The organism is Actinoplanes sp. NPDC049802 (genome assembly GCF_040656595.1).
GTDB lineage: Bacteria > Actinomycetota > Actinomycetes > Mycobacteriales > Micromonosporaceae > Actinoplanes.
Map to the genome: position 1 here is coordinate 40,949 of NZ_JBFAMR010000010.1, position 20,692 is coordinate 61,640.

At 72.4% G+C, this 20,692-nt stretch carries 24 protein-coding genes and 1 pseudogene; 11 read left to right on the top strand and 14 right to left on the bottom strand.

Annotation, left to right across the window (positions count from 1 at the left end):
• Position 1 precedes the first annotated feature (1 nt).
• From AB0I88_RS10015 to AB0I88_RS10025, 3 genes are read left to right on the top strand one after another with little or no spacing between them, the layout of a single operon-like run.
• Positions 2 to 583 carry a sigma-70 family RNA polymerase sigma factor gene (locus AB0I88_RS10015; RefSeq protein WP_361020768.1) on the top strand — a complete coding sequence of 194 codons (582 nt, stop codon included), beginning with the start codon at positions 2 to 4 and terminating at the stop codon, positions 581 to 583.
• On the top strand, positions 576 to 1,031 hold the full coding sequence (locus AB0I88_RS10020; protein ID WP_361020770.1) for a hypothetical protein: 456 nt from the start codon (positions 576 to 578) through the stop codon (positions 1,029 to 1,031). The genes AB0I88_RS10015 and AB0I88_RS10020 overlap by 8 nt, the downstream gene beginning before the upstream one ends.
• 21 nt (positions 1,032 to 1,052) lie before the next feature.
• Positions 1,053 to 2,279 carry a S8 family serine peptidase gene (locus AB0I88_RS10025; protein ID WP_361020772.1) on the top strand — a complete coding sequence of 409 codons (1,227 nt, stop codon included), beginning with the start codon at positions 1,053 to 1,055 and terminating at the stop codon, positions 2,277 to 2,279.
• Between the two features lie 6 nt (positions 2,280 to 2,285).
• Here AB0I88_RS10025 and AB0I88_RS10030 read toward each other — a convergent pair whose 3' ends face one another.
• Together AB0I88_RS10030 and AB0I88_RS10035 are read right to left on the bottom strand one after the other, a co-directional pair.
• The gene (locus AB0I88_RS10030) at positions 2,286 to 4,880 is read right to left on the bottom strand and encodes a CHAT domain-containing tetratricopeptide repeat protein (RefSeq protein WP_361020774.1); all 2,595 of its coding nucleotides are present in this window, start codon (positions 4,878 to 4,880) and stop codon (positions 2,286 to 2,288) included.
• Positions 4,881 to 4,983: 103 nt separating this feature from the next.
• Complete coding sequence (locus AB0I88_RS10035) at positions 4,984 to 5,886, bottom strand: alpha/beta hydrolase (RefSeq protein WP_361020776.1); 903 nt, start codon at positions 5,884 to 5,886, stop codon at positions 4,984 to 4,986.
• Between the two features lie 226 nt (positions 5,887 to 6,112).
• Here AB0I88_RS10035 and AB0I88_RS10040 point away from each other — a divergent pair, with 226 nt between their 5' ends.
• A complete protein-coding gene (locus tag AB0I88_RS10040) occupies positions 6,113 to 7,741 on the top strand; it encodes a methyl-accepting chemotaxis protein (protein ID WP_361020778.1) in 1,629 nt (542 codons plus the stop codon).
• 34 nt (positions 7,742 to 7,775) lie between these two features.
• Here the strand turns inward: AB0I88_RS10040 and AB0I88_RS10045 are convergent, their stop codons facing one another.
• The 5 genes from AB0I88_RS10045 to AB0I88_RS10065 all read right to left on the bottom strand — a co-directional run bounded on the left by AB0I88_RS10045 (position 7,776) and on the right by AB0I88_RS10065 (position 10,720).
• Positions 7,776 to 8,222 (bottom strand): nitroreductase family deazaflavin-dependent oxidoreductase, encoded by a 447-nt coding sequence (locus AB0I88_RS10045; RefSeq protein WP_361020780.1) that lies wholly within the window; start codon positions 8,220 to 8,222, stop codon positions 7,776 to 7,778.
• A 33-nt stretch (positions 8,223 to 8,255) separates the two neighbouring features.
• Positions 8,256 to 8,807 (bottom strand): histidine phosphatase family protein, encoded by a 552-nt coding sequence (locus AB0I88_RS10050; protein ID WP_361020782.1) that lies wholly within the window; start codon positions 8,805 to 8,807, stop codon positions 8,256 to 8,258.
• The gene (locus AB0I88_RS10055; RefSeq protein ID WP_361020784.1) at positions 8,804 to 9,151 is read right to left on the bottom strand and encodes a DoxX family protein; all 348 of its coding nucleotides are present in this window, start codon (positions 9,149 to 9,151) and stop codon (positions 8,804 to 8,806) included. Before AB0I88_RS10055 ends, AB0I88_RS10050 begins: the two co-directional genes overlap by 4 nt.
• Positions 9,152 to 9,232: 81 nt before the next feature.
• Positions 9,233 to 9,814 carry a dihydrofolate reductase family protein gene (locus AB0I88_RS10060; protein WP_361020786.1) on the bottom strand — a complete coding sequence of 194 codons (582 nt, stop codon included), beginning with the start codon at positions 9,812 to 9,814 and terminating at the stop codon, positions 9,233 to 9,235.
• A gap of 66 nt (positions 9,815 to 9,880) precedes the next feature.
• On the bottom strand, positions 9,881 to 10,720 hold the full coding sequence (locus tag AB0I88_RS10065) for a helix-turn-helix domain-containing protein (protein ID WP_361020788.1): 840 nt from the start codon (positions 10,718 to 10,720) through the stop codon (positions 9,881 to 9,883).
• Between the two features lie 92 nt (positions 10,721 to 10,812).
• On the opposite strand from AB0I88_RS10065, the gene AB0I88_RS10070 reads away from it, so the two are divergent.
• The 3 genes from AB0I88_RS10070 to AB0I88_RS10080 all read left to right on the top strand — a co-directional run bounded on the left by AB0I88_RS10070 (position 10,813) and on the right by AB0I88_RS10080 (position 12,617).
• The gene (locus AB0I88_RS10070) at positions 10,813 to 11,289 is read left to right on the top strand and encodes a macro domain-containing protein (RefSeq protein WP_361020790.1); all 477 of its coding nucleotides are present in this window, start codon (positions 10,813 to 10,815) and stop codon (positions 11,287 to 11,289) included.
• Between the two features lie 43 nt (positions 11,290 to 11,332).
• Positions 11,333 to 12,004, top strand: coding sequence for an alpha/beta hydrolase (locus tag AB0I88_RS10075; protein ID WP_361020792.1), 672 nt, complete (start codon positions 11,333 to 11,335; stop codon positions 12,002 to 12,004).
• Positions 12,005 to 12,065: 61 nt separating this feature from the next.
• Positions 12,066 to 12,617: a thymidine kinase gene (locus AB0I88_RS10080; protein ID WP_361020795.1), complete on the top strand. Its 552-nt coding sequence runs from the start codon at positions 12,066 to 12,068 to the stop codon at positions 12,615 to 12,617.
• Positions 12,618 to 12,652: 35 nt separating this feature from the next.
• Here the strand turns inward: AB0I88_RS10080 and AB0I88_RS10085 are convergent, their stop codons facing one another.
• From AB0I88_RS10085 to rpmB, 3 genes are all read right to left on the bottom strand, one after another.
• Positions 12,653 to 13,417: a GNAT family N-acetyltransferase gene (locus tag AB0I88_RS10085; protein ID WP_361020797.1), complete on the bottom strand. Its 765-nt coding sequence runs from the start codon at positions 13,415 to 13,417 to the stop codon at positions 12,653 to 12,655.
• A gap of 88 nt (positions 13,418 to 13,505) precedes the next feature.
• Positions 13,506 to 13,673 (bottom strand): 50S ribosomal protein L33, encoded by a 168-nt coding sequence (gene rpmG / locus AB0I88_RS10090; protein ID WP_361020799.1) that lies wholly within the window; start codon positions 13,671 to 13,673, stop codon positions 13,506 to 13,508.
• A complete protein-coding gene (rpmB, locus tag AB0I88_RS10095; protein WP_361020801.1) occupies positions 13,673 to 13,906 on the bottom strand; it encodes a 50S ribosomal protein L28 in 234 nt (77 codons plus the stop codon). Before rpmB ends, rpmG begins: the two co-directional genes overlap by 1 nt.
• 45 nt (positions 13,907 to 13,951) lie before the next feature.
• Between rpmB and AB0I88_RS10100 the strand changes: the two genes are divergently transcribed.
• The gene (locus tag AB0I88_RS10100; RefSeq protein WP_361020803.1) at positions 13,952 to 15,148 is read left to right on the top strand and encodes a GTP-binding protein; all 1,197 of its coding nucleotides are present in this window, start codon (positions 13,952 to 13,954) and stop codon (positions 15,146 to 15,148) included.
• Positions 15,149 to 15,285: 137 nt separating this feature from the next.
• On the opposite strand, the gene AB0I88_RS10105 is transcribed toward AB0I88_RS10100, so the two are convergent.
• Positions 15,286 to 15,855, bottom strand: coding sequence for a hypothetical protein (locus tag AB0I88_RS10105; protein ID WP_361020805.1), 570 nt, complete (start codon positions 15,853 to 15,855; stop codon positions 15,286 to 15,288).
• Positions 15,856 to 16,052: 197 nt separating this feature from the next.
• Between AB0I88_RS10105 and AB0I88_RS10110 the strand changes: the two are divergent.
• Positions 16,053 to 17,167, top strand: a pseudogene (locus tag AB0I88_RS10110) (MerR family transcriptional regulator).
• Positions 17,168 to 17,247: 80 nt separating this feature from the next.
• On the opposite strand, the gene AB0I88_RS10115 reads toward AB0I88_RS10110, so the two are convergent.
• Both AB0I88_RS10115 and AB0I88_RS10120 read right to left on the bottom strand, forming a co-directional pair.
• The gene (locus tag AB0I88_RS10115; RefSeq protein ID WP_361020807.1) at positions 17,248 to 18,018 is read right to left on the bottom strand and encodes a class I SAM-dependent methyltransferase; all 771 of its coding nucleotides are present in this window, start codon (positions 18,016 to 18,018) and stop codon (positions 17,248 to 17,250) included.
• Positions 18,019 to 18,186: 168 nt separating this feature from the next.
• Complete coding sequence (locus AB0I88_RS10120) at positions 18,187 to 18,693, bottom strand: DUF4240 domain-containing protein (protein ID WP_361020809.1); 507 nt, start codon at positions 18,691 to 18,693, stop codon at positions 18,187 to 18,189.
• A gap of 84 nt (positions 18,694 to 18,777) precedes the next feature.
• On the opposite strand from AB0I88_RS10120, the gene AB0I88_RS10125 reads away from it, so the two are divergent.
• A complete protein-coding gene (locus AB0I88_RS10125) occupies positions 18,778 to 19,308 on the top strand; it encodes a hypothetical protein (protein ID WP_361020811.1) in 531 nt (176 codons plus the stop codon).
• A complete protein-coding gene (locus tag AB0I88_RS10130) occupies positions 19,305 to 19,751 on the top strand; it encodes a GNAT family N-acetyltransferase (protein WP_361020813.1) in 447 nt (148 codons plus the stop codon). The genes AB0I88_RS10125 and AB0I88_RS10130 overlap by 4 nt, the downstream gene beginning before the upstream one ends.
• A gap of 35 nt (positions 19,752 to 19,786) precedes the next feature.
• Here the strand turns inward: AB0I88_RS10130 and AB0I88_RS10135 are convergent, their stop codons facing one another.
• Positions 19,787 to 20,671: a methyltransferase domain-containing protein gene (locus AB0I88_RS10135; RefSeq protein ID WP_361020815.1), complete on the bottom strand. Its 885-nt coding sequence runs from the start codon at positions 20,669 to 20,671 to the stop codon at positions 19,787 to 19,789.
• Positions 20,672 to 20,692: the final 21 nt, after the last annotated feature.

Below are 20,692 nucleotides of genomic sequence, written 5' to 3' on the forward strand. Positions count from 1 at the left end.
GATGGAGCCGAACGAGACGGCCGCGCTGGTGCACCGGGCGGCCGCCGGCGACAGCCGTGCCTGGGAAGCGCTGGTCATGGCCTATGCCGGGCTGGTCTGGTCGGTCGCGCGGGCGCACCGGCTCGGCACCGCCGACGCCGAGGACGTGGCCCAGACGACGTGGGAGCGGTTCGCCCGGTCCCTCGACGCGCTCAAGGAGCCGGAGCATGCGGGCGCCTGGCTGGCGACCACGGCGCGGCGCGAGTCGCTGCGGGTGCTGACCGCCCGCAACCGGGTGACGCCGACCGGCGACCTGACGTGGACCGGGGCGTCGCCGGCCGCCGAGGACGAGGCGCTGGACCGCGACGAGCAGGTGCGCCGGGCCGATCTGGCCGCCCGGGTGTGGCAGGCCCTGGACCGGCTCGGCGACTCCTGCCAGCGGCTGCTGCGGGTGCTGATGGCCGAGCCGCCGCCGTCGTACGCGGAGGCCGCCGCCGCCCTGGACATGCCGATCGGGTCGCTCGGCCCGACCCGCCGCCGCTGTCTGGAGAAACTTCGCCGTCTCGTGGAGGTATCACCGGCGCCGGGGCGTGCTCATGACTGACATGGAACTCGACGCCGTGCTACGGGGGCTGATCGCCCGGGCGGATCCGACGCCCGCGACGGTCGAGCGGTATGCGCTTGCGGCGTTCGCGTTCCGTACGGCCGACGAGGACTTCGCCGATCTGGAGTGGGACTCGCTGACCGACGCCGAGGTGCTGACCCGGGGCCCGGACGACACCAGGGTGCTCGTCTTCGGCCCCACCGGCCCGGACGGCACCCGTATCCATCTGGGGGTGACCCGCACCGCGCGCGGGTTCGAACTGGACGGGCACGTCGATCCGGCCGGTCACACCGAGGTTGAACTGCTCCATCATGGGGGCGCCGTACGCCGGCCGATCGACGGCGCGGGCAGGTTCGACGCGGACCTGCCCGCGGTGCGGTCGTTGCGGGTACGGCTGCGGGGCGCCGCTGCCGCGCCGATCGTCACCGGCTGGGTGGCGATCGGCTGACGCCGAGAGAGCGAGAGAGTCATGCCCGAGCCGACCGAGTTCCCGAATCCGTGGCAATTCGATCCGCGTATCCGCCAGAGCGGCAACGTCTACTACATGGCCGACGAGGTTCTCGTCGCGACCCCCGACGTGGGGGTGGTCCAGGGAGAACTGGAGAACGAGCTGGGAGCCCGCCGCCCCGGGGTGTCGGGGCGCAGCATGTCACGCGTGACCCGGTTCGTCCTGCCGGGCGCCACCGGCAGCCTCGGGCGTCGTTCCGCGCTGGACGCCCCGGCGATCGTCCGGCGTCTGCGCAACCGCCCGGACCGCCCGCGGGTCGGGCTGAACCACGTCTTCGCCGGCAACGGGATCTTCACCGGGCAGCCGAAACTGCACGGTGGCGCCGGCACCGACCCGCGGCCCACCCCGTGCCCGCTGCCCGCGGCGGAGCCGCCGGTGGAGGGCAGCCGTCCGGTGAAGGTGGCGATCCTGGACACCGGCATGGACCCGGCGTCGTTGGCGCTGCCGATCTTCGCCCGGCACCCGATGCACGGCACGCACGAGCCGGACCCCGTCTACGAGAACCCGGCGACCCGCGCGATCAGCCTGATGGGCGGGCACGGCACCGCGGTGGCCGGGATCGTCGCCCGGTACGCGCCCAACGCCGAACTGACGTCGATCCAGGTGCTGAACCAGTTCGGTGTCACCGACGAGCTGAACCTCACCGCCGCGGTCGAACGGGCCGGCGCCGCCGGGGCCGAGATCATCGTCATGTCGCTGGGTGGAGCCGTGCTGCCCGAGGAGAGCGTCGACGAGCTGGCCACCATGTTCGACGTGCTGTCACCCGGGACGGTGCTGGTGGCCGCGGCCGGCAACACCGAGACGGAGATCGAGGACTACTTCCCGGCCAGGGCCGCCCGGGTGTTCTCGGTGGCCGCCATCGACACCACCGGCGATCAGAAGGTGCCGGCGCCGTTCAGCAACTCCGGCGACTGGATCACGGCGTGCGCGCCCGGCGTGGGGGTGCACTGCGCCTACCCAGCCGGCACGTGGAACTTCACCACCGGCGATCCGATCGTCTCCGCCGGTTACATCGCCTGGAGCGGCACCTCGTTCTCCGCACCCTATGTGGCGGCCCGGATCGCGGCCACCACCAGGGAGAACGAGACCGTCTCGGAGGCCGCGGCCCGGCTGCGGTCGGGGCTGCTGGGCACGTTCCCGCGGCACGGCGGCTACCTGGAGGCGCCGCCGAACCTGCTGGCGCCCTGACCGGGGTCAGCCCGCCCCGTAACACACGAAAGCCGCCGCGGCCGGATCGTCGGCCGCGGCGGCGTCCTGTGCGGCCGCCAGGGCCGCGGCCGGTCCCCGCCCGGCCCACAACTGCTCGTGCAGGCACAGCATCACCTCCAGGGTGGCGCCGTCCCGGACCGGCGCGACCGTGGCGATCACCGACCGGGCGCCCATCGCGAGCAGCGCCGCCGCGAACCCCATCAGCTCGTCGCCGCGATGCACCGTGGACAGTCCCGAGTCGCAGGCGGACAGCACCACCAGCCCCGGCGGCCGGCGCAGCGTCTCCAGGTCGTAGGTGGTCAGCGGCCCGTCACCGAGACGCAGCGCGGAGAACTGCGGGTTGTCCGCCCGGAACGTGCCGTGCGCCGCGATGTGCACCCGCCCGGCCCCGTCGATGGCCCGCAGCACCCGGGCCACCGTCGCGTCCGGGCCGGTCAGCGCCGGCATGCCCGGGTACCGGCCGGACAGTGAGCCGATCTCGTCGGCGGCGCCCGGCAGTCCCGGCCCGGCGACCAGCACCGTCCGGTCCCCGGCCGGTGGGGCGGTGACGGCCCGCAGCCAGGCGGCGGCGCTGGGCGGGACGGTGACGGTGCGGTCCCGGCAGCCGGGCAGCATCCGCCACGGCACCCCGTGCAGCCGCCCGGACGGCACGATCACCAGCCCGGCGTCGCCCAGCCGGTCCCGCAGCGGCCCGAACAGCATCCGGTCCAGGCGTTTCGCGCCGGACCGCACCGGCAGGCCCCGGACCGCCATCCGCTGCAGCGCGAACCGCAGTGCCCGTACCTCGGCGTTCATCTGATCGACCGGCCCCAGCTCGTGCCGGGTCAGCCGGCCGCCGGCCAGCACCACGGCGTGCAGGGTGCCGGCCACCGTGATCAGCTCGATCAACACCCGGCTGCCCAGGTGGGCGGACAAGGCGGCGGGGCCGGTCGCGGCCGCGTGCGCCACACTCCGCCCAGGCCGGGTACGCCGTACGCGCTCACGAATGGACCGTTCCAGCTGGGTCTGCCGCTGGCTCAGCCGGCGCGCGTCGCGTCCGGCGGCGAGCGCCTGTTCCCGTTCAGCGGCGACCGCCCGCAGCTCGGCGATCTCGGCGGCCAGCCGCGGATCGGCGGGCGGCCGGGCCGGGCGCAGCTGCTGGGCGGCGGCCCGGCCGCGTTCGGCCCAGGTGAGCATGTCCCGCGCGGACCCGTCGGCGACGGCCAGCGACAGGGCGGTGGCGACCAGGTCGAGGCCGTGTTCGGCGGCGCGGACCCGCAGTTCGGTGGCGCCGAGGGTGAGCCGGTGCTCGTCGAGGGCGCGCAGCCCGGCCCGCAGGGCGGCCCGGGCGCCGCGCCGGTCTCCGGCGGCGATCCGCAGCAGCGCCTCGGCGTGCCAGGCGCTGACCCGCTGGGCGGCCGGGCCGCCGGTCCGGGCCCGGCCGGCCTGCCGCAGCAGCGCGGTGGCCTGCCCGGTACGCTCGGCGGCGAGCGCGCAGCGGGCGGCGATCAGGGTGGCGTCGGCGGCCGGGGCGGCCCATCCGGCGGCCCGCAGTTCGGCGGCGCCGGCCAGCGCGGCCCGCAGCACGGCCGGGCCGCGCTGGCCGTCCGCCCAGTCGGTGCGCAGCAACGTGTACCGGGCCACCGCCGCCCAGCCGGGCCGGCCCTGCTGGTCGAAGGCGCGCCCGGCCAGCCGGGCGGCGTGCCGGGCCGAGTCCAGGTCGCCGCAGGCCAGCGCCGCGGCGGCGAGCAGCAGGCGGGCCTCGGCCAGGTCGGCGGGCATCCGGCGGCGGGCGAGCTCGTGCACCACGGCCGCCGCCACGTCCCGGGCCTCGTCGTGCAGGCCGGCCGAGAGCAGCACGTCGCAGCGGTCCATCCTGATCATGGCCGGGGAGAGGCGGTGGGCGGTGTAGTACTCCTCGGCGGCGGCCAGGTGGGTGAGCGCCGCGACGATCCGGCCGGCCCGGCCGGCCGCGAAACCCCGGTTCCAGCGGACGTCGGCGACGGCCAGGTCCTGTTCCAGCCGTGTGTAGAGCTGTTCGGCGCGGCCCAGGTCGGCCTCGGCGGCGTCCGGGCGGCCCCGGTAGGCCTGCAGGACGCCCCGGTTGTTCAGCAGTTTCGCCTCCCACAGCAGGTCGCCCTCCCGCCGGAAGACGGTCAGCGCGCCGCCGTACTCACGCAGCGCCTCCTCGAGCAGACCCTGGCGCTGGGCGACCACGGCGAGCTGGTGCCGCAGCCGGGCCGCCTCCAGCCCTTCCAGGTGCGCGGCGGCGGCCTCGCCCAGGCGTACCGCTTCGGCGATGTCGCCCTGATCGGCCCGCACCAGCGCGAGCGTCATCCGGGCCCGGGCCGCGTGCACCGGCAGCCCGGCACCGTCGGCGACCGCGACGGCACGCCGCAGGTGCCGGGCCGCCGACCGCACACTGCGGGTCTCCCGCCTGGCCAGGCCGAGCACCCGTTCGGCGGCCGACTCGGCGGCGGCGTCCCCGGCGCGGCGGGCGGCGGCCCGGACCCGCAGCGCGGTGGCCCGCGCCCGCCACGGATCGGTGTGGACCAGCCGCATGGCGGCCCCGGCCTCGTCTTCGAGATCGCGTCGTATCACAGTGGACTCCCGCCGCTTCGCCTCTACCTGACACCGCAGCGGACGTGGAACGCAAACCCGCCGCTCACCGGCCCCGGCGACACGCGCCCGGGCGGCCGGGGCCCTACGGCTCCTGATCCGGGGCCACGGCGGTGGTCCCGGCGATGTGAGCGACGACCGCCTCCCGTCCGGAACGAGCCTCCGGGACCGGGAGCAGCGGATACACGTGCAGGGCGCCCGGCTCCTCGTGATAGGTCAGCGGCACCGACGCCGGCAGCCGGTCGCGCAGCAGCCGGCAGTCCGGCAGCGTGATGTCGCGGGTGCCGACGAGGATCTGCAGCGGCGGCAGGCACGACAGATCCCCGAAGAGCGGGCTGAGCCGCGGATCCTGCAACGGAAGGTCACCGGCCCACGCGACGGCCATCGCACGCAACCCGGGCCGCCGCAGCCACGGATCGTGCGGCTCGACCGCGTCGACCTCCGGGTTGCTGATCGCCAGGTCCAGCCACGGAGCGATCGCGGTCAGGCCGGCCACTCCCCCGGCCTGACCGGAGACCGCCTGCGCGGCCAGCAGCGCGAGCCCACCACCGGCCGAGTCGCCGGCCAGATAGCAGCGGCGGCCCTCGGCCACCAGGTCGCCGATCACCGCGGTCACGAAGGACAGCGCGGCGAGACCCTGGTGGTGCGGCGCGAGACCATAGACGGGCACGGCCACCTCATGCCCGGTACGCGCGGCGATGTGCCCGATCAGCGCCCAGTGCTGCCGGACGATCTCGCTGGTGTACGCCCCGCCGTGCAGGTAGACGACGGTCACGCCGGTGTCGGGCCCGGACGGCCGGACCCGGTGCAGGTCGAACCCGTGCTCGCGGGTGGTGTTCACCGCGTACCTCCGGGTGATCGCCGAAGGCGGCGCGGAGGGCCCCTTCGGGCGCGCGAGGTGCCGCGACCCGGCCTCCTCACTGATGAACCTGCGCTGGTGGGCGAGCCGCATGAAGGCCGCCACGACACTCATCCGCCAACTCGCCACGCGCCGATCCTAGGGGCGGGAACGCGTCGGCGGAACGCTCCCGGCAGCGGGGCCCGAGAGCGTGGGCCGTCACACCGGTCCCGTTCCGGTGATCATCGAGAACCTGTCTCGCGCACCTCCTAAGCTCCCGGCCGCGGCGGCCGATCAGACTCCGCCACCTCGGAACGGCCGGACCAGGGCCGTACCGGGAGCCAGGCGCTGTCTGTGCAACTGATGGAGGATTCCCGTGCCGGCCGACCCCCACGCCCCACCCACCGGGCGCTCCACGTTCACCCGTATCGCCGGCCTTCGCGTGCAGACCAAGATCTTCGCGATCGTCGCTCTGCTCGCCGCCGTGGCGGCCGGATCCGGCTTGCTGGCGGTGACATCGATGCGCGAACTCGCCGAGCAGAACACCCGGCTCGCGCAGTGGCAGAGCGGACCGGTCTACCTGCGCGGGCAGATCCACATCAAGCAGGTGGTCATCCGGCAGATCGTCGGCAACCTGTCCGGCGTACGGTCGCAGAAGGCCAAGGACGAGTGGGTCAAGAAGCTGGCCGACAACGACGCCGGAATCCAGAAGGTGATCGACAACTTCGCCGCCACCGAAGGCGCCCGGATGCGGAACTGGCAGCCGTTCCTCACCCACTACACGGCGTGGGTGAAGGCCCGGGACGAGCAGGTGGTCCCGGCCGCGCTCGCCAACAACGGCGGCACCGGTTTCGAGACCGTCCTGAACGAGGTGAGCGTCCCCATGATCGCCGCCTTCGTGAAGGACCTGGACGCCCTCGAGGTGGAGCTGACCGAGTACGCGACCCGGCTCGCCGAGGACGCCGACCGGGAGGCCACGGCCGACACCCGCACGCTCGTCATCGCCCTCGGCGTGGGCCTGGCCTTCGCGCTGGCGCTCGCCTACGTCGTGGCCCGGGCGATCCGCCGGGCCATCCAGCAGGTGAAGGTGTCCCTCGACGCGATGGCCGACGGCGATCTCGGTGTCACCGTGGCCGTGACCAGCACCGACGAGATCGGCATGATGGCGCAGTCGCTGGAACGGGCGCAGAGTTCCCTGGGCACCATGCTCGCCGGCGTCCGGCGGACCGCTCAGGAGGTCGCCGCGGCGGCTGACGGGCTGGCCCGGACGAGCACCCAGATCTCCGGCAGCGCCTCGGAGACCAGCACGCAGGCCGGGGCGGTGTCGGACGCGGCCTCCGACGTGACCCGCAACGTGCACACCGTCTCGGCCGGGTCGGAGGAGATGGGCGCGTCGATCCGCGAGATCGCCGAGAACGCGAACCGGGCCGCCGAGGTCGCCAGTGAAGCGGTCGCCGCGGCGGAGGCCACGAACCACACCGTCACCAAGCTGAGCGAGTCGTCCGCGGAGATCGGCAACGTGATCAAGATGATCACGTCGATCGCGGAGCAGACGAACCTGCTGGCGTTGAACGCCACGATCGAGGCCGCCCGGGCGGGCGACGCCGGCAAGGGCTTCGCCGTCGTGGCCAGCGAGGTCAAGGACCTCGCCCAGGAGACGGCACGGGCCACCAGTGACATCGAGGCCCGGGTCGCCGCCATCCAGGCCGACACCGCGACCGCCATCACCGCGATCGCCGGCATCTCCGAGGTGATCCTCCGGATCAGCGACTACCAGACCACGATCGCCTCCGCGGTCGAGGAGCAGACCGCCACGACCAGTGAGATGAACCGCGGTGTCAGCGAAGCCGCCAGTGGTGTCGGTGACATCGCCGGGAGCATCGACTCGCTGGCCGCGGCGGCGCGGCGCACCACCGAAGGCGTCACCGAGTCGCAGCGGGCCACCGTGGAACTGGCCCGGATGTCCGGTGACCTGCAGTCGCTGGTGGCTGGCTTCCGGTTCTGACGCCGTGCCCCGCGCGGTGCGGCGCCGCCGAGTGTCAGGCGGCCCTGCGTTCCAGCACGACCACGGCGGTCGGGGTGGGGCGCAGGGCCGCGTACTCGTCGAGGCCTTCGTCGATCTCGCGCCACCGGGCCCAGAGACGGTCGCGTTCCTCGCCGACGGCGGCCCGGCCGCGGACCGGCCGGGGGCCGTCGGCGAGTTCGGCCTCGGCGTCGGGGTGGGCTTGGAGGTTGAGCCACCAGGCCGGCTCGGGGGCGCCCCATCCGTTCATGGCCATGGTGACGATGTCGGGGCCGTCCTCGAAGTACGCGAGGATGACGGATCGGGGCTGCCCGCTGCGCCGGCCGATGGTCGTCAACCGGAAGAGGCCGTAGCGGCCGTTCCCGGGCCGTTTGAGGCTGAGCCGTGCCCCGCCGATCCGGTAGAGGGCCCGGTGGACCGCCCAGGCTGACCGGATGATCCATCGTGGCGGGAGTCTGCGCATGGTGGCCTCCGCGTGTCGGCTGTCCCCCCGATGCTAGGAGGTGCCGGCCAGCGCCACGTTGAAGCTGATCATGGCGGGTGGGCGGCCGCCGGCCCAGCGCAGCACGGTGAGCGCGCAGTTGTCCTGGTAGAGGCTCATCCACCGCCACTCGGGGGCGTCCATGACGTGCCGCACGAACCAGCCGATCACGAAGTTGTGGGTGATCAGCAGCTCTCGCCGGTCGCTGGCGCCGGTGGCGCCGAGGTGGTCGACGGCGGCCCGCAGTCGTTCCGCGTCCGGGTCACGCTCCTCCACGGGCACCTCGTCGAGCCACGAGTGCCGGCCTTGTGGGTAGCCGGACCGGTCGGAGGGGTACGGGGTGCGGTCCAGCATGTGGTCGCACACGTGCCCGGGCGCGGGCACGTGCCGGCCGATGATCTCGGCGGTCTGGGCGGCCCGGGGCGTTGCGCTGTGGTGGATCGCGTCGAAGGCGACGGCGCTGAGGCGGCGCCCGGCACGGTCGGCCTGCTCGCGGCCGAGCGCGGACAGGTCCCCGTCGTCGCCGGCCTGACCGTGCCGGACCAGATACAGCTCGGTGATCGTCATAGGTGGATCAGGGTAGCCACCAGGGTCGCGACGTTGGTGGCGAAGAAGATCGCCCAGCCGGTCAGATCCCGGGATCCGGCACGGAGGTGCGCGATCAGCGCTCCGGTGAAATAGAGGACCAGGCCGACGGCCGCGAGAAGACCGATCACCGGTACGGCGAAGCCGGCGAGAAGTCCGGCCGTCCCCGCCGCGAGCAGGGATCCGAGCACCGGCACGTACTTTCGTGGGATCCGTTTCCGGTCGGCCTGAGCTTTCGGGTACTCGTGGCCGATCAGATAGAACGTCGCGGCGCTGCCGTTGAACAGGGCGGCGACGGCGGTGAGAACGAGGTAGACAGTGGGCATGCCGAGTGGACGAGCCGCAGGGGCCGACTGTGACAGCCGACGTGTATCTGCGCTCCGTGATCGGCTACCCGCTCGGATCGGTCAACGGCGGACCCGATAGCGCACGTGAAGCACCCGGTCGCCCTGGATCACCACGTCGGGATCCTCCAACAGGTGCTGTGCGTCGACCGGCCCGAAGTAGCGCTTGCCGGACCCGAACACGACGGGCACGACGTCCATGCGCACCTCGTCGACCAGGCCCGCGGCGAGCGCCTGGCCACCGACGTCGCCGGCGGCGACCTCGACGATGCGGTCACCCGCGAGCTCCTGCGCCCTGGCCACGGCTGCCTCGACGCCGTCGACGAAGTGGAACGGCGCCCCGGGGTTCCAGCCCTCGGGCGCCGGCCGGTGGGTCACGATGACGGCGTGGTCGACCCCGCCCGGAGGTGTACCGTCCCAGCCGTCCGTCATGTCGAAGACGTGGCGACCGGCGACCGTCGCCCCGATCTGGTCCCAGTACGGCCGGGTGTGGTCGTAGGACGGCTGCGACACCTTCAACACGCCGCTGGAGTCCAACGGGACGTCACCGCTGGTCAACCAGTCGAACAGCGGTCCGGGCCGGTCCTTCTCGTCCGCGATGAAGCCGTCCACCGACACCGAGGCGTACATGACCACCTTGCCCACGGAACTCTCCTCTGCTTTGGGGTGCCCCCAAGTTAGCGGGTCGTGAGCTGCCGCTCTTGTAAGAAATCAATCGGCCGGCAGCGGCCAACCGTCGAGCGTGTGGCCGGGATGTTCGCGCAGAAACCGCCGCCGGACCTCGACGTACCGGGTCGGTGTGAGCCCGGTGAACTCCCGGAACTCGTGACCGAAATGGGCCTGGTCGAAGTAGCCCGCGCCACCGGCGAGGTCGCCCCAGTCGACCGGTCCGGCGGGGTCGATCGCGAACACGGTGGCGGTGAAGCGATGGGCTCGGGCCAACCGCTTCGGTGTGACGCCGATGATCTCCTTGAACCGCTGTGCCAGGTGGGTGCTGCTGACTCCGGCCGCCACGCTCAGGTCGCCGATCGCCACCGCCCCGCTGCTCGCCGCGATGACGCCGCTCATGTGGCGGACCAGCCCCAGACCGGCGGTCTCGCTCAGCCGTCGCCTGAGCTCCTCCTCCAGCAACGTCAGCATCTCGTGCGGGCCGCCCGCCGTGGCCAGGCGGTCCCGCAGGCCGGTGACGGCGGACCGGCCCCACACCCGTTCCACCGTCACCGGCCGGTCACACAGCTCGACCGCCGGCATCGGCAGGAACGGCGCCAGCCCCCACGGCTTGAAGTGCACCCCGACGGACCGGGTCCGGGGCGGGTAGCCGAACTCCCACGCGCGGGTGGGCATGGTGACCACGCAGCCGTCGGCGTACCCGGCCGGCTCGACGTCGGTGCCGGCACGGATCCGGAACGGCGCCCCGAGGTTGATGATGAGCAGCGCCGACGGCGCGGGCGGCAGCGTCAGCCGGGCGTACGGCGGGGCGCCTTCCAGGTAGTAGAGGTCGTCGATCAGCGCGCCGAGCGGAGGTCGCGGCGCTCTGGACACATACTGCATCACCACAGCATCGCCGACGCCCCGGCCGGAGGGCTGGATGATCATGACTATTCCGATCGCGGTGCTCGCCGCCCGTACGCGAAGATCTGTTGATGTTGGAATTGCGGATCGTCAAGGGTGACGCCACCAGCCCGCAGGCGAAGGGCCCGAAGATCATCGCGCACGTGAGCAACGATCTCGGCGGGTGGGGCAAGGGGTTCGTGCTGGCGCTGTCGAAGCGGTGGCCGGAGCCGGAACGGGCGTTCCGGCGGTGGCATCGCGAGCGGGCCGGCAACGATTTCGGGCTCGGGGCGACGCAGCTGGTGCGAGTGCGGCCGGATCTGTGGGTGGCGAACATGGTCGGCCAGCACGGGCTGAAGGCGGGCAGCGCCGGCCCGCCGGTGCGGTACGAGGCGATCGGGAAGTGCCTGGAAACCGTCGCCGGGCACGCGCTGGAGCTGGGCGCTTCGGTGCACATGCCGCGGATCGGGTGCGGGCTGGCCGGTGGGAGGTGGGAGCGGATCGAGCCGATGATCGTGGCGTCGCTGTGCGAGCGCGACGTCCCGGCGACCGTCTACGACTTCGACTGAGATTAGGACATGGATCGTCCGCAATCAGTCATAGGTTGATTCCGTGACAGCGAATCGGATTCTTCTCCTCGGTGGATTGTGGCTCGACGCGTCGGCGTGGGACGGCGTCGTCGCGGATCTGGGCAACGCGGTGGCGGTGACGCTGCCCGGGCAGGGTGACGGGAACACGTCGGCGACCTTGGACGACCAGGTCGCGGCGGTGCTCGCGGCCGTCGACGCGGAACCGGGGCCGGTCGTGGTGGCCGGCCACTCGGGTTCGTGCTCGCTGGCGTGGATGGCGGCCGACGCCCGGCCGGAGAAGGTGGCGAAGGTGGTGATGATCGGCGGTTTCCCGTGGGCCGACGGTCAGCAGTACTTCCCGTTCATCCCGCCGTCCGACGGCGCGGTGCGGTTCCCCGGCTGGGAGGCGTTCGAGGGGCCCGAGTCCGCGGACATCGACGCGGACACGCGGGCCGCGTTCGCCGCGAAGGCGATCCCGGTGCCCGAGGGCGTGACCGGCGCCACCGTACGGCTCGGTGACGACCGCCGGTTCGACGTGCCGGTCGTGGTGATCTGCCCGGAGTTCTCCCCCGAGCAGGCGCGCGGCTGGATCGACGGCGGCGACATGCCCGAGCTGGCCCGCGCCAAGCACGTCGAGCTGGTGGACATCGACTCGGGACACTGGCCGATGCTGACCCGCCCGGCCGCGCTGGCGCGGATCTTAGCGAAGGTCTGACGGCCGGCGGCGGGGCCGGTGCTTGTCCTTCGACGGTGTGGATCATGGGACGGTCTACCGCATGGACCTGACCGTGATCCTCGGCCCGATGAAGGGCGGCAAGTCGCTGGAGATGATCAGCCTGCTGTCCCCGCTGCAGTACGCCGACATCCCGCACCGCGTCTACCAGTCCGCGCGGCACGGCCGGGACACGGCGGTGACCTCACGGTCCGGCGGCAGCCTCCAGACGGTGAAGGTGCACACCCTGGCCGGGGCGGCGGACGGCGGCGTCGAGGTGATCGGCGTCGACGAGATCCACATGTTCACCGTCGACGACATCGCCGTGCTGGGCGCCGCGGTCCGCTCCGGGATCAAGGTGGTCGTCGCCGGCATCGACCTCGATCACCGGGGTCAGCTGTTCGCCCCGGTCCGGGCGCTGTTCGAACTGGCTCCCGCCGAGGTGATCTACCGGCGGGCGGTGTGTGACGTGTGCCGGTCGCTGGACGCCACCCACACGCAGGTGCTGGAGCACGGCAAGCCGTTCATCCGCGAACTGGCCCCGTCGACGGCGCTGCCGGACGACGGCACGTACACCTACGAGGCCCGCTGCCGCCGCTGCGTCGTCCTCCCCTAGGTCATTCTCCGAGAGCAGGTCGTGGACTCCGCCCGTCAGCGCAGCGGTTTGCGATAGCGGTGCGCTCGCACGGTGATCCGGAAGCCGAGCCGTTCGTAGAGGGTCCGTGCCCCGGCCGGATCGTGCTCCTCGGTCCACAGCCGAGCCGGCCCGCCGATCGTGCCGAGCGCCCGGGTGACCATGGCCGACGCCAGTCCGCGGCGCCGGAGATCCGGGTCGACCTGGACGTCCTCGATCCGGTCGGCGGCCACCGCCACGAAGCCGACCAGCCGCTCGCCGACGGTGGCGACCTGGAAACGGGACAGGTCCGAACGGCGCAGCCACCCGGCCAGCCGTTTTTCGTCCCGTGGCTCGAAGAAGGGCCGGCCGGCCCAGACTCTCGCCGTGAGCCGGTGCAGGGCCCGGGCGTCGCCGGTGGTGGCGGGCCGGACCGTGACGCCGTCCGGCAGCGGCCGTGCCGGCACCGGCGACCCGTCGTGCTCCATCAGCACCATCGTGAAGATCCGTTCGTAGCCGCGGCCGAGCAGCAGCGCGGTCCGGCCCACGTCGCCGTCGTCGGCGTTGCCGCCGAGCATCACCGGACCGGTCAGTCCGCGATCGGCGGCGATCCGGGCCGCGGCGGCCTCGGTGGCGTCGAGGAGACGGCCACCGAGACCGCGGCGCCGGTCGGCGGGACGCACCCGGCCCCCGGTCAGGCAGACGTGCACACCGTCCTGCTCGGTCCAGCAGCGCAGCGACGCCCAGCCGGCGACCGTGCCGTCCGGGGCGGTCGCGGCCTGGAACCAGTCGGTGTCCGCCACACCGGGCAGTAAATCAGAAGGAAGCCTCGCGGCTCCCTGGTGATTCGGCGCGGCGTTCCTCGCGCTCGGTGAGGCTGCGGCGGGGCCGTCAGCGGTCTTCCCGGAAATCGACGTGGCGGCGGATCAGCGGGTCGTATCTGAGCAGGACCAGGCGGTCCGGATCGTTGCGGCGGTTCTTGCGGGTGACGTACGTGTATCCGGTTCCGGCCGTACTGCGCAGCTTGACGACCGGGCGGGCGTCGGTGCTCCCGGCCATCAGCGGCTCGCCTTCCGGGCGCGGATCCGGGCCATGACGGCGTCGATCCCGTCCCGGTCGATGATCTTGATTCCGGTGGTGCTGACGTCGAGCCGGACGCTGGAGCCGTCGGCGAGGCGGTAGCGGCGGCGCTGGATGTTGGGGTTCCAGCGGCGACGGGTGCGCCGATGGGAGTGGGACACGGCGTTGCCGAAGCCGGGCTTCGCGCCGGTCACGTCACAGACGAAGGACATGCGCCAGACTTTACAATGAAAATCGTTTCCAACAAGATGGGGGTCGTGAGCACCAAACTGACGACCACCACCGTGACCGTGCTGTCCGGTTTCTCCCCCGGCGCCGTGCGCGCCGCCGCCCAGGCCCTGCTGATCGCCGACGACCGGCTGATCGCCGTCAGCCACGACATCACCCGCCTGCGGGACGGAATCGTGCACCGCACCGTCCGCACCGGCCGGGAGATCCTCGAACAGGCGACCGTCCACCTGCTGCACGGCTGCGTCTCCTGCACCCTGCGCGAAGACGTCCTGCCCACACTGACCCGGCTCGCCGGCGAACGGCCCGGCAGCGACCTGCTTCTCGTCCTGCCACCGGCCATCGAACCCGAAGCGGTCGCCGTCGCCTGCCGGCCGCTGACCGACAGCCTCCACTTCGGCTCGTACGTCACCGTCATCGACGCCGACCGGTTCCTCGACGACCTGGCCAGCACCGACGACCTGCGGCATCGTGGCCTGCACGCCGCCGACGACGACCACCGGGCGGTCGCCGACGTGGTCGTGCACCAGGTCGAGTACTCCGACACGGTGATCCTGTGGAGCCGGCCCAGCACCGACCCGTCCGGCCTGGACCGGCTCGGCACGCTGGTGCACCGGCTCGCCCCATGGGCGGTCCAGGTGCCCACCGGCACCACGCACAGCCTCGACTGCACCGGCCTGGCCACCCTGATCCGCGGCGCCCGCCGGCACGACCCGGACCGCCCCGGGCTGCTCGGCCTCGCCCTCGAAGGCCGGGCCATCGGCGTACACGACCCGTCGACCAGCGTCGTCTTCCAGACCCGGCGCCCGTTCCACCCGCGCCGCCTGCACGACGCCCTCGACTACCTCACCGGCGAGGCCCTGCGCGGGCGCGGCCAACTATGGATCGCCAGCCAGCCGGACACCGTCGTCGGCTTCGAATCGGCCGGCGGCGGCGTCAGCCTCGGCGGTCTCGGCCACTGGCTGGCCGCCCTGCCCCAGGACCGCTGGATGGAAGCCGGCGACCAGCGCCGCCTCGCCGCCGACCTGACCTGGGATCCCTACTACGGCGACCGCCGGACCGTGCTCGCGCTGATCGGTTTCGGCCTGGACGACAGCGGCCTGCTCGACCTGCTGGACAGCTGCCTGCTCACCGACGAGGAACTCGCCGACGGCTTCGACGCCTGGCGCCGCCTGCCCGACCCGTTCGCCGGCTGCTTCCCCCTCGCCGGCCGTACTCCGACCTGAATCTTCCCGCCCGCACAACCAGCCCACCCGGCAGCGAGGCGGAACTACGCGCCTGAGATCCGTGCGCTGATCGGGCGGTTCCGGCGCCGGACCGGCCGTTCCACTTCCTTACACGCGGACGGCCGGCATTCAGGTGCCTACTCGGGGGCCGTCGCGGTGGTGACCACCGTGCCGTCCGCGGTGCGTGCGGTCACCCGGGCACCCTCGACCTCGGTGCCCGGCGCCCAGATCAGGAACAGATCACCGTCGGTGGAGCCGGTGAGGGTGGCGCCGGACGGCAGCGACGCCGTGATCGTGATCGCCTTGGTGGGCAGGCGCCCGATCAGCAGGTGGGCCTTGAGTACAGCGTCCGCCCCGCCGTAGAAGGTGATCCGGTCGTGCGGCTCGTCGTCCATCCTCGAGCCGAACGTCGCCTCATGCCCGAAGGGACCGAGCTGGCAGGTGCTGATCCACTTGTCGGCTTCGGAGACGTAGACGCGGATCTGATTGTCACCGTCGCGGGCCACGAACCGCTGCTCGAGCCGGTCGGCGGTCTCGCCGTTGAGCTCGGTGAGGCCGCGCCGGCATTCCGCGCCCGCCTGGTCGTCGGTCAACGGCTGGGGCGTCTGGTCGGCGATCGACCCTGTGCTGCATCCGGCCGCGGTGGCCAGGGCAGCCAGGACAGCGGTCACCGTGTATGCCCGGCGGCGGACCGAACTCAACATCATGCTCCTCAGGCTCTGGACGGCCGGCGCCGATCAAGATCGACTCCGCACTGTACGCCACTGCTATGGGTCGCTTGCGGCCCGTGACCGTCGGCGGCTCGGTCGGCGCGATCCCTGCTGTTCCGATTGGTGAGTCACCGAACGGGGTCGTCGACGGAGCGCTTGTGCCTCACGTGGCGTCATGCCACATAGTCGGAGGCGTGGAGGAGCACCTGACCGTAGGACGTGTGGCCGAACTGGCCGGCGTGACCGTCCGCACACTGCATCACTACGACGCGATCGGCCTGTTGCAGCCATCGGCACGGACCGTCGCGGGATACCGCGCCTATTCGGCAGACGACGTGGAAGGCTGCGGGAAGTGCTCGCCTACCGGCGGCTCGGTTTCGGACTGCGGGAGATCACCGATCTGGTTGACGACCCGGCCACCGACGCGGTCGCGCATCTGCGCCGGCTACGAGGCCTGCTGCGGGAACAGCGGGACCGTGCTGCTGCCATGGTGACGGCCATCGACAGGGAACTTCAGGCGCGAGCAATGGGAATCAGGACAACCCCGGAGGAGCAACTGAGAATGTTCGGCGCGCAGCTTTACGACGCCATCGGGGCCGCCTACCCGGCCACTCGACGAACCGAACCCCGGATCGCGGCACGCATCTGGGACGCGCTCGGGGACGCTCGAACGGTGTTGAACGTCGGAGCAGGTACCGGCTCCTACGAACCACCGGACCGTGACGTCACGGCGGTGGAGCCGTCAGCTGTCATGCGGGCACTCCGTCCGGCGGATGCCGCACCGTGCGTCGCGGCCGGAGCCGGGAACCTGCCGTTCGGGGACCAGTCGTTCGACGCCGCCATGGCGGTCAGCACCGTCCATCACTGGCCGGACCCGGTCGCCGGGCTGCGGGAGATGAAGCGGGTGGCCCGCCGCGTGGTCGTGTTCGCCTACGACGCCGACGACCCGGGCTGGCGCGAGCGGTTCTGGCTCACCCGCGACTACCTGCCGGAGTTCGCTGATCTCCTCACCGGCCGGCCGTCCTTGGCCGACCTCACGCGAGCGATCGGAGGCCGCGCGGAGCCGGTACTCGTTCCGTGGGACTGCGCTGACGGCTTCTTCGAGGCGCATTGGCGCCGGCCCGAAGCCTATCTGGACGAACAGGTGCGCCGCGCGGTATCGGTCTGGACCAGGGTCGGACCGCAGGCCGAGCAGCGGGCGGTGGGCAGGCTCCGCGAAGACCTGGCCTCCGGCCGATGGGCCGAGCACAACCGTGATCTCGTCGCTCTCGACGCCGCGGAACTCGGCCTTCGTCTGCTCATAGCGTGAGGACCGCCCGGAACAGCGCGGCGGCAGCCTCGAACCACCGGGGCCGGACGAGTTCCCGCGTCCGGCCCGGTGAAGCCGGGTCACGCGGCCGGCACGGCGGTCCGGCGGGCGAGGTGGGCGGTGATGTCGGCGTTGATCTCGACGGTGGGTGGCAACACTGCCAGGATGCGGTCGAACACCTGCTCGCGGTCCACGGACGGCAACTGCAGGTAGGCGGAGACGGTGGACAGGTGCCCCACGTAGTCGGCGGCGGCCATCGTGAACCGCCGCTCGATGACCTCCTGCCGGACGTCGGTGAACCAGGGGGACCGTCGCAGCTCGCTGCCCGGCCACTGCATGGCGTGCTCCGGCGGCGTCCCGTCCGGTGAGGGGATCTCGTCGCTGTCCAGGAACGGCGCGCGGGCCGCCTGCACCGCTTGCTCGACCGCGGGGGCGGCGAGCTGGAACGGGCCACCGAACGAGGCGAACACCCCGCCCGGTTCCACCAGTGCGGCCAGGCGCTGCCACCGGCGCCACGGCCGGGTCCAGTGCAGGGCCGCCGCCGCGAAGACCAGCCCGAAGGTCTCCCCCGGCGCCAGGTCCTCGAACGCGGCCCGTACCGTCGTGACCTGCCCCGGCACGTGCCGCCGCAGCTCGGCGAGCATCTCGGCGTCCGGGTCGGTCGCGGTGACGGCGATCCCGTGCGCCGCGAACAGGCGGGTCGCCTTGCCGGTGCCCGCCCCGATCTCGAGGGCGGTCCGGATCGGGCGGCCGGCGTACCGCGTCACCAGGGTGAGAAGTTCCACCGGATAGCCGGGGCGGAACCGCTCATACGATTCCGCGATCTCTCCGAAGCTCAGGGCACGCGACATGCCGGGCATCCTGGCATACGCCGCGTTGTCGGCGCCCGGCCTTTATCGCGCGGTGGGCACCGATCTCCGCCCGGCGGGCGCGGCACAGACTGTGGTGGCGGTGAGATCGCGCCGGCCGGGCGGGACGGTCCAGTTCTTCCGGGGCGACGTCGCGCGTACCCGATGGGTCTATTCCAGAAGGGCGTGGAGGCGCGGCAGGCGGCGGCGGAGCTGGTCATCGTCGTCGAAATCCCAGCTCTCGCCGCGGTCGGGGTAATTGGAGGTGTTCGGGGGCGCCTCGCCGGCACGATCCCAGTAGGCCAGGTGGGCGACGCCGAACATGTCCTCGGACTCCAGATCCGGGCTCTGGCCCACGCCCGGCACATCGGCGAGCGTGTCGGGGTCGGCGACGGCGCGTTCGAAGACGTCGCGGCCCTGGGCGATCAGCCAGCCGCGGAAGTACTCGAATCCGTCGTCGGAGCAGCCGCCGTTGATCAGGTAGGCGGCGCCCCACAGGTCGACCCGGTAGGAGCGGGCCCGCAACTCCCACTCGGCCCGCGCCAGCTCGGCCACCTCGTCCAGCGGCAGCTCGTCGAGCAGTCGCCGGGCCCGCAGACCCACCTGGTCGGCGTCCGACGGGTCGGCCACCGAGGACCGGGCCGCCTCGACCAGATTCCAGAATCTCTCCACGCTCACCCGGAGAGGATGCCAGAGGTTTTCGGGTCCTACTATCCGGAAAACTCGTGGCGGACAGTGACGGCGGAGGTCAGGGTAGGGCACATGGTCACCATTCAGCGGGTGCGGGTGCGCTGGGGCCCGGCGTCGCGCGGTGCGGCGCATGCGAATGCCCGCCGCGGCCTGGACCGGCCGGTCGCCCTGCCGGATCCGCTGCCGGCCGGCGGCCTGGTCGTGCACGAGACGTTGTTCGACGAGGCGGACGGCTACCGTCCCCGTGACGAGGTGCTGGTCGACAGCGACCAGGATCCGGGGGTGCGCCTGACCGTCCGTGACGGCCGGCTGATCGTCGAACGGTCGCCGGCCGCCTCGGTCGCCTACCCGCGGTCGATGCCGACGGCGCGGCTGTTCACGCTGGATCCCGGGCAGGTGGGGCGGTACCGGGCCAACTTCCGGATGCTCGTCACCACGTGCCCGTGCAACCCGAGCTGGTATTACGAGAACTGGCTGGTCCACGTCAGCAACGGCCCGGTGGATCCGGCCCGCTTCCAGCACGGTCCGGTCGATCATGAGGCCGATCACCGGGTCAGCCTGTACGGCGGCCATCCACGCGGTCTGAAATCATCCATCAGGTGATCCGCCTGTTCCGTCCCGCCGACGCCGACTCGGTGGCCGCTCTGATCCGCCTCTGCCTCCGCACGGTCAACAGCCGCGACTATCCGCCGGACCTGATCGACCGGATGTGCGCGCACTTCACCCCCGCCAAGATCAAAGACCTGGCCGGCGTACGGGAGATGTTCGTCGCCGAGTCGGAAGGGATCACGGGCACCGTCTCCCGGGACGGCAACAAGGTCTACACCATGTTCGTCCATCCGGACTTCCACGGCCGGGGCATCGGTTCCCGGCTGCTGCACCACATCGAAGACCTCGCCGCGGCCGAGGGCTTCGACCACATGGAGACCGGATCCAGCATCACCGGCTACGGCTTCTACCAGCGGCTCGGTTATGTGGACGTCCGCGTCTCGGACACCGACTTCGGCTTGAACCACATCCTGCGCCGCCCTCTGCCCCGCCGGTAGACCCGGCCCACGGTCGTCGCGCAGTGGTTTGCGGGTCAGTGGGGCAGGTGGGCTCGGGTGCAGCGGGTGACGTACGGCATGGTGATCTCGTCGCGGCCGCGTAGGGCGGGGTGGGTGCCGAGGAGGTCCTCGACGGCGGCGAGCAGGTCGCGGCGTTCCGGTTCGGACAGCACGATCACGTAGCTGCGGGACGCGACCATGTCGAGCAGCGCCTGCCGGGTGAGGGTGTGCCGCCAGCGGATCTCGGTGCGTTCGGGGGCGGCGAACGGCGTACCGATGACGGGGTTGGTGTCGATCTCCTGACGGGTGTGCTGGTGGAGGATGCCGTCGAGGAGGGCGACCCACTCCTCGGTGTGGTCGCGGACGTTCCACAGGAGGCTGAGCGTGCCGCCGGGCCGCAACACCCGGGCCGCTTCGGGGACCGCCTGGGCGGGGTCTACCCAGTGCCAGGCCTGGGCCACGACGATCGCGTCCACGTCGGCACCGGGAAGCGGGATGTGTTCGGCGGTGCCCTCGAAGATCGCGGCGCGCGGGGCGACGGCGGCCAGTTGGTCGCGCATCTCGGCGGACGGTTCGACGGCGACCACGTCTAGTCCGGCTTCGACGAGCAGTTCGGTGAGTTTGCCGGTGCCGGCGCCGAGGTCGAGGACGCGGCGGGCGGTGCGGGGAACGGCCCATTCGACGGCCGAGCGGGGGTAGGGCGGCCGGCCGCGGTGGTAGGCGCCGACGGCGCTGCCGAACGAGCCGGCGTGCAGCGTCCTGGACCAGCGGCGGGTGGCGCCCTGCCGGGTCATGCCGCACGCTCTGCCGATCTCGTCCCAGCTGGCGGCGTGCTCCCGCCGGAGCCGGCTGATGATCCGGGTGCGGCGGACCTCCATCTCGGCGATCGACTCGGTCAGGCGGCGCAGCTCCTCCAACATGAGGGCAACATACGTTGCTCC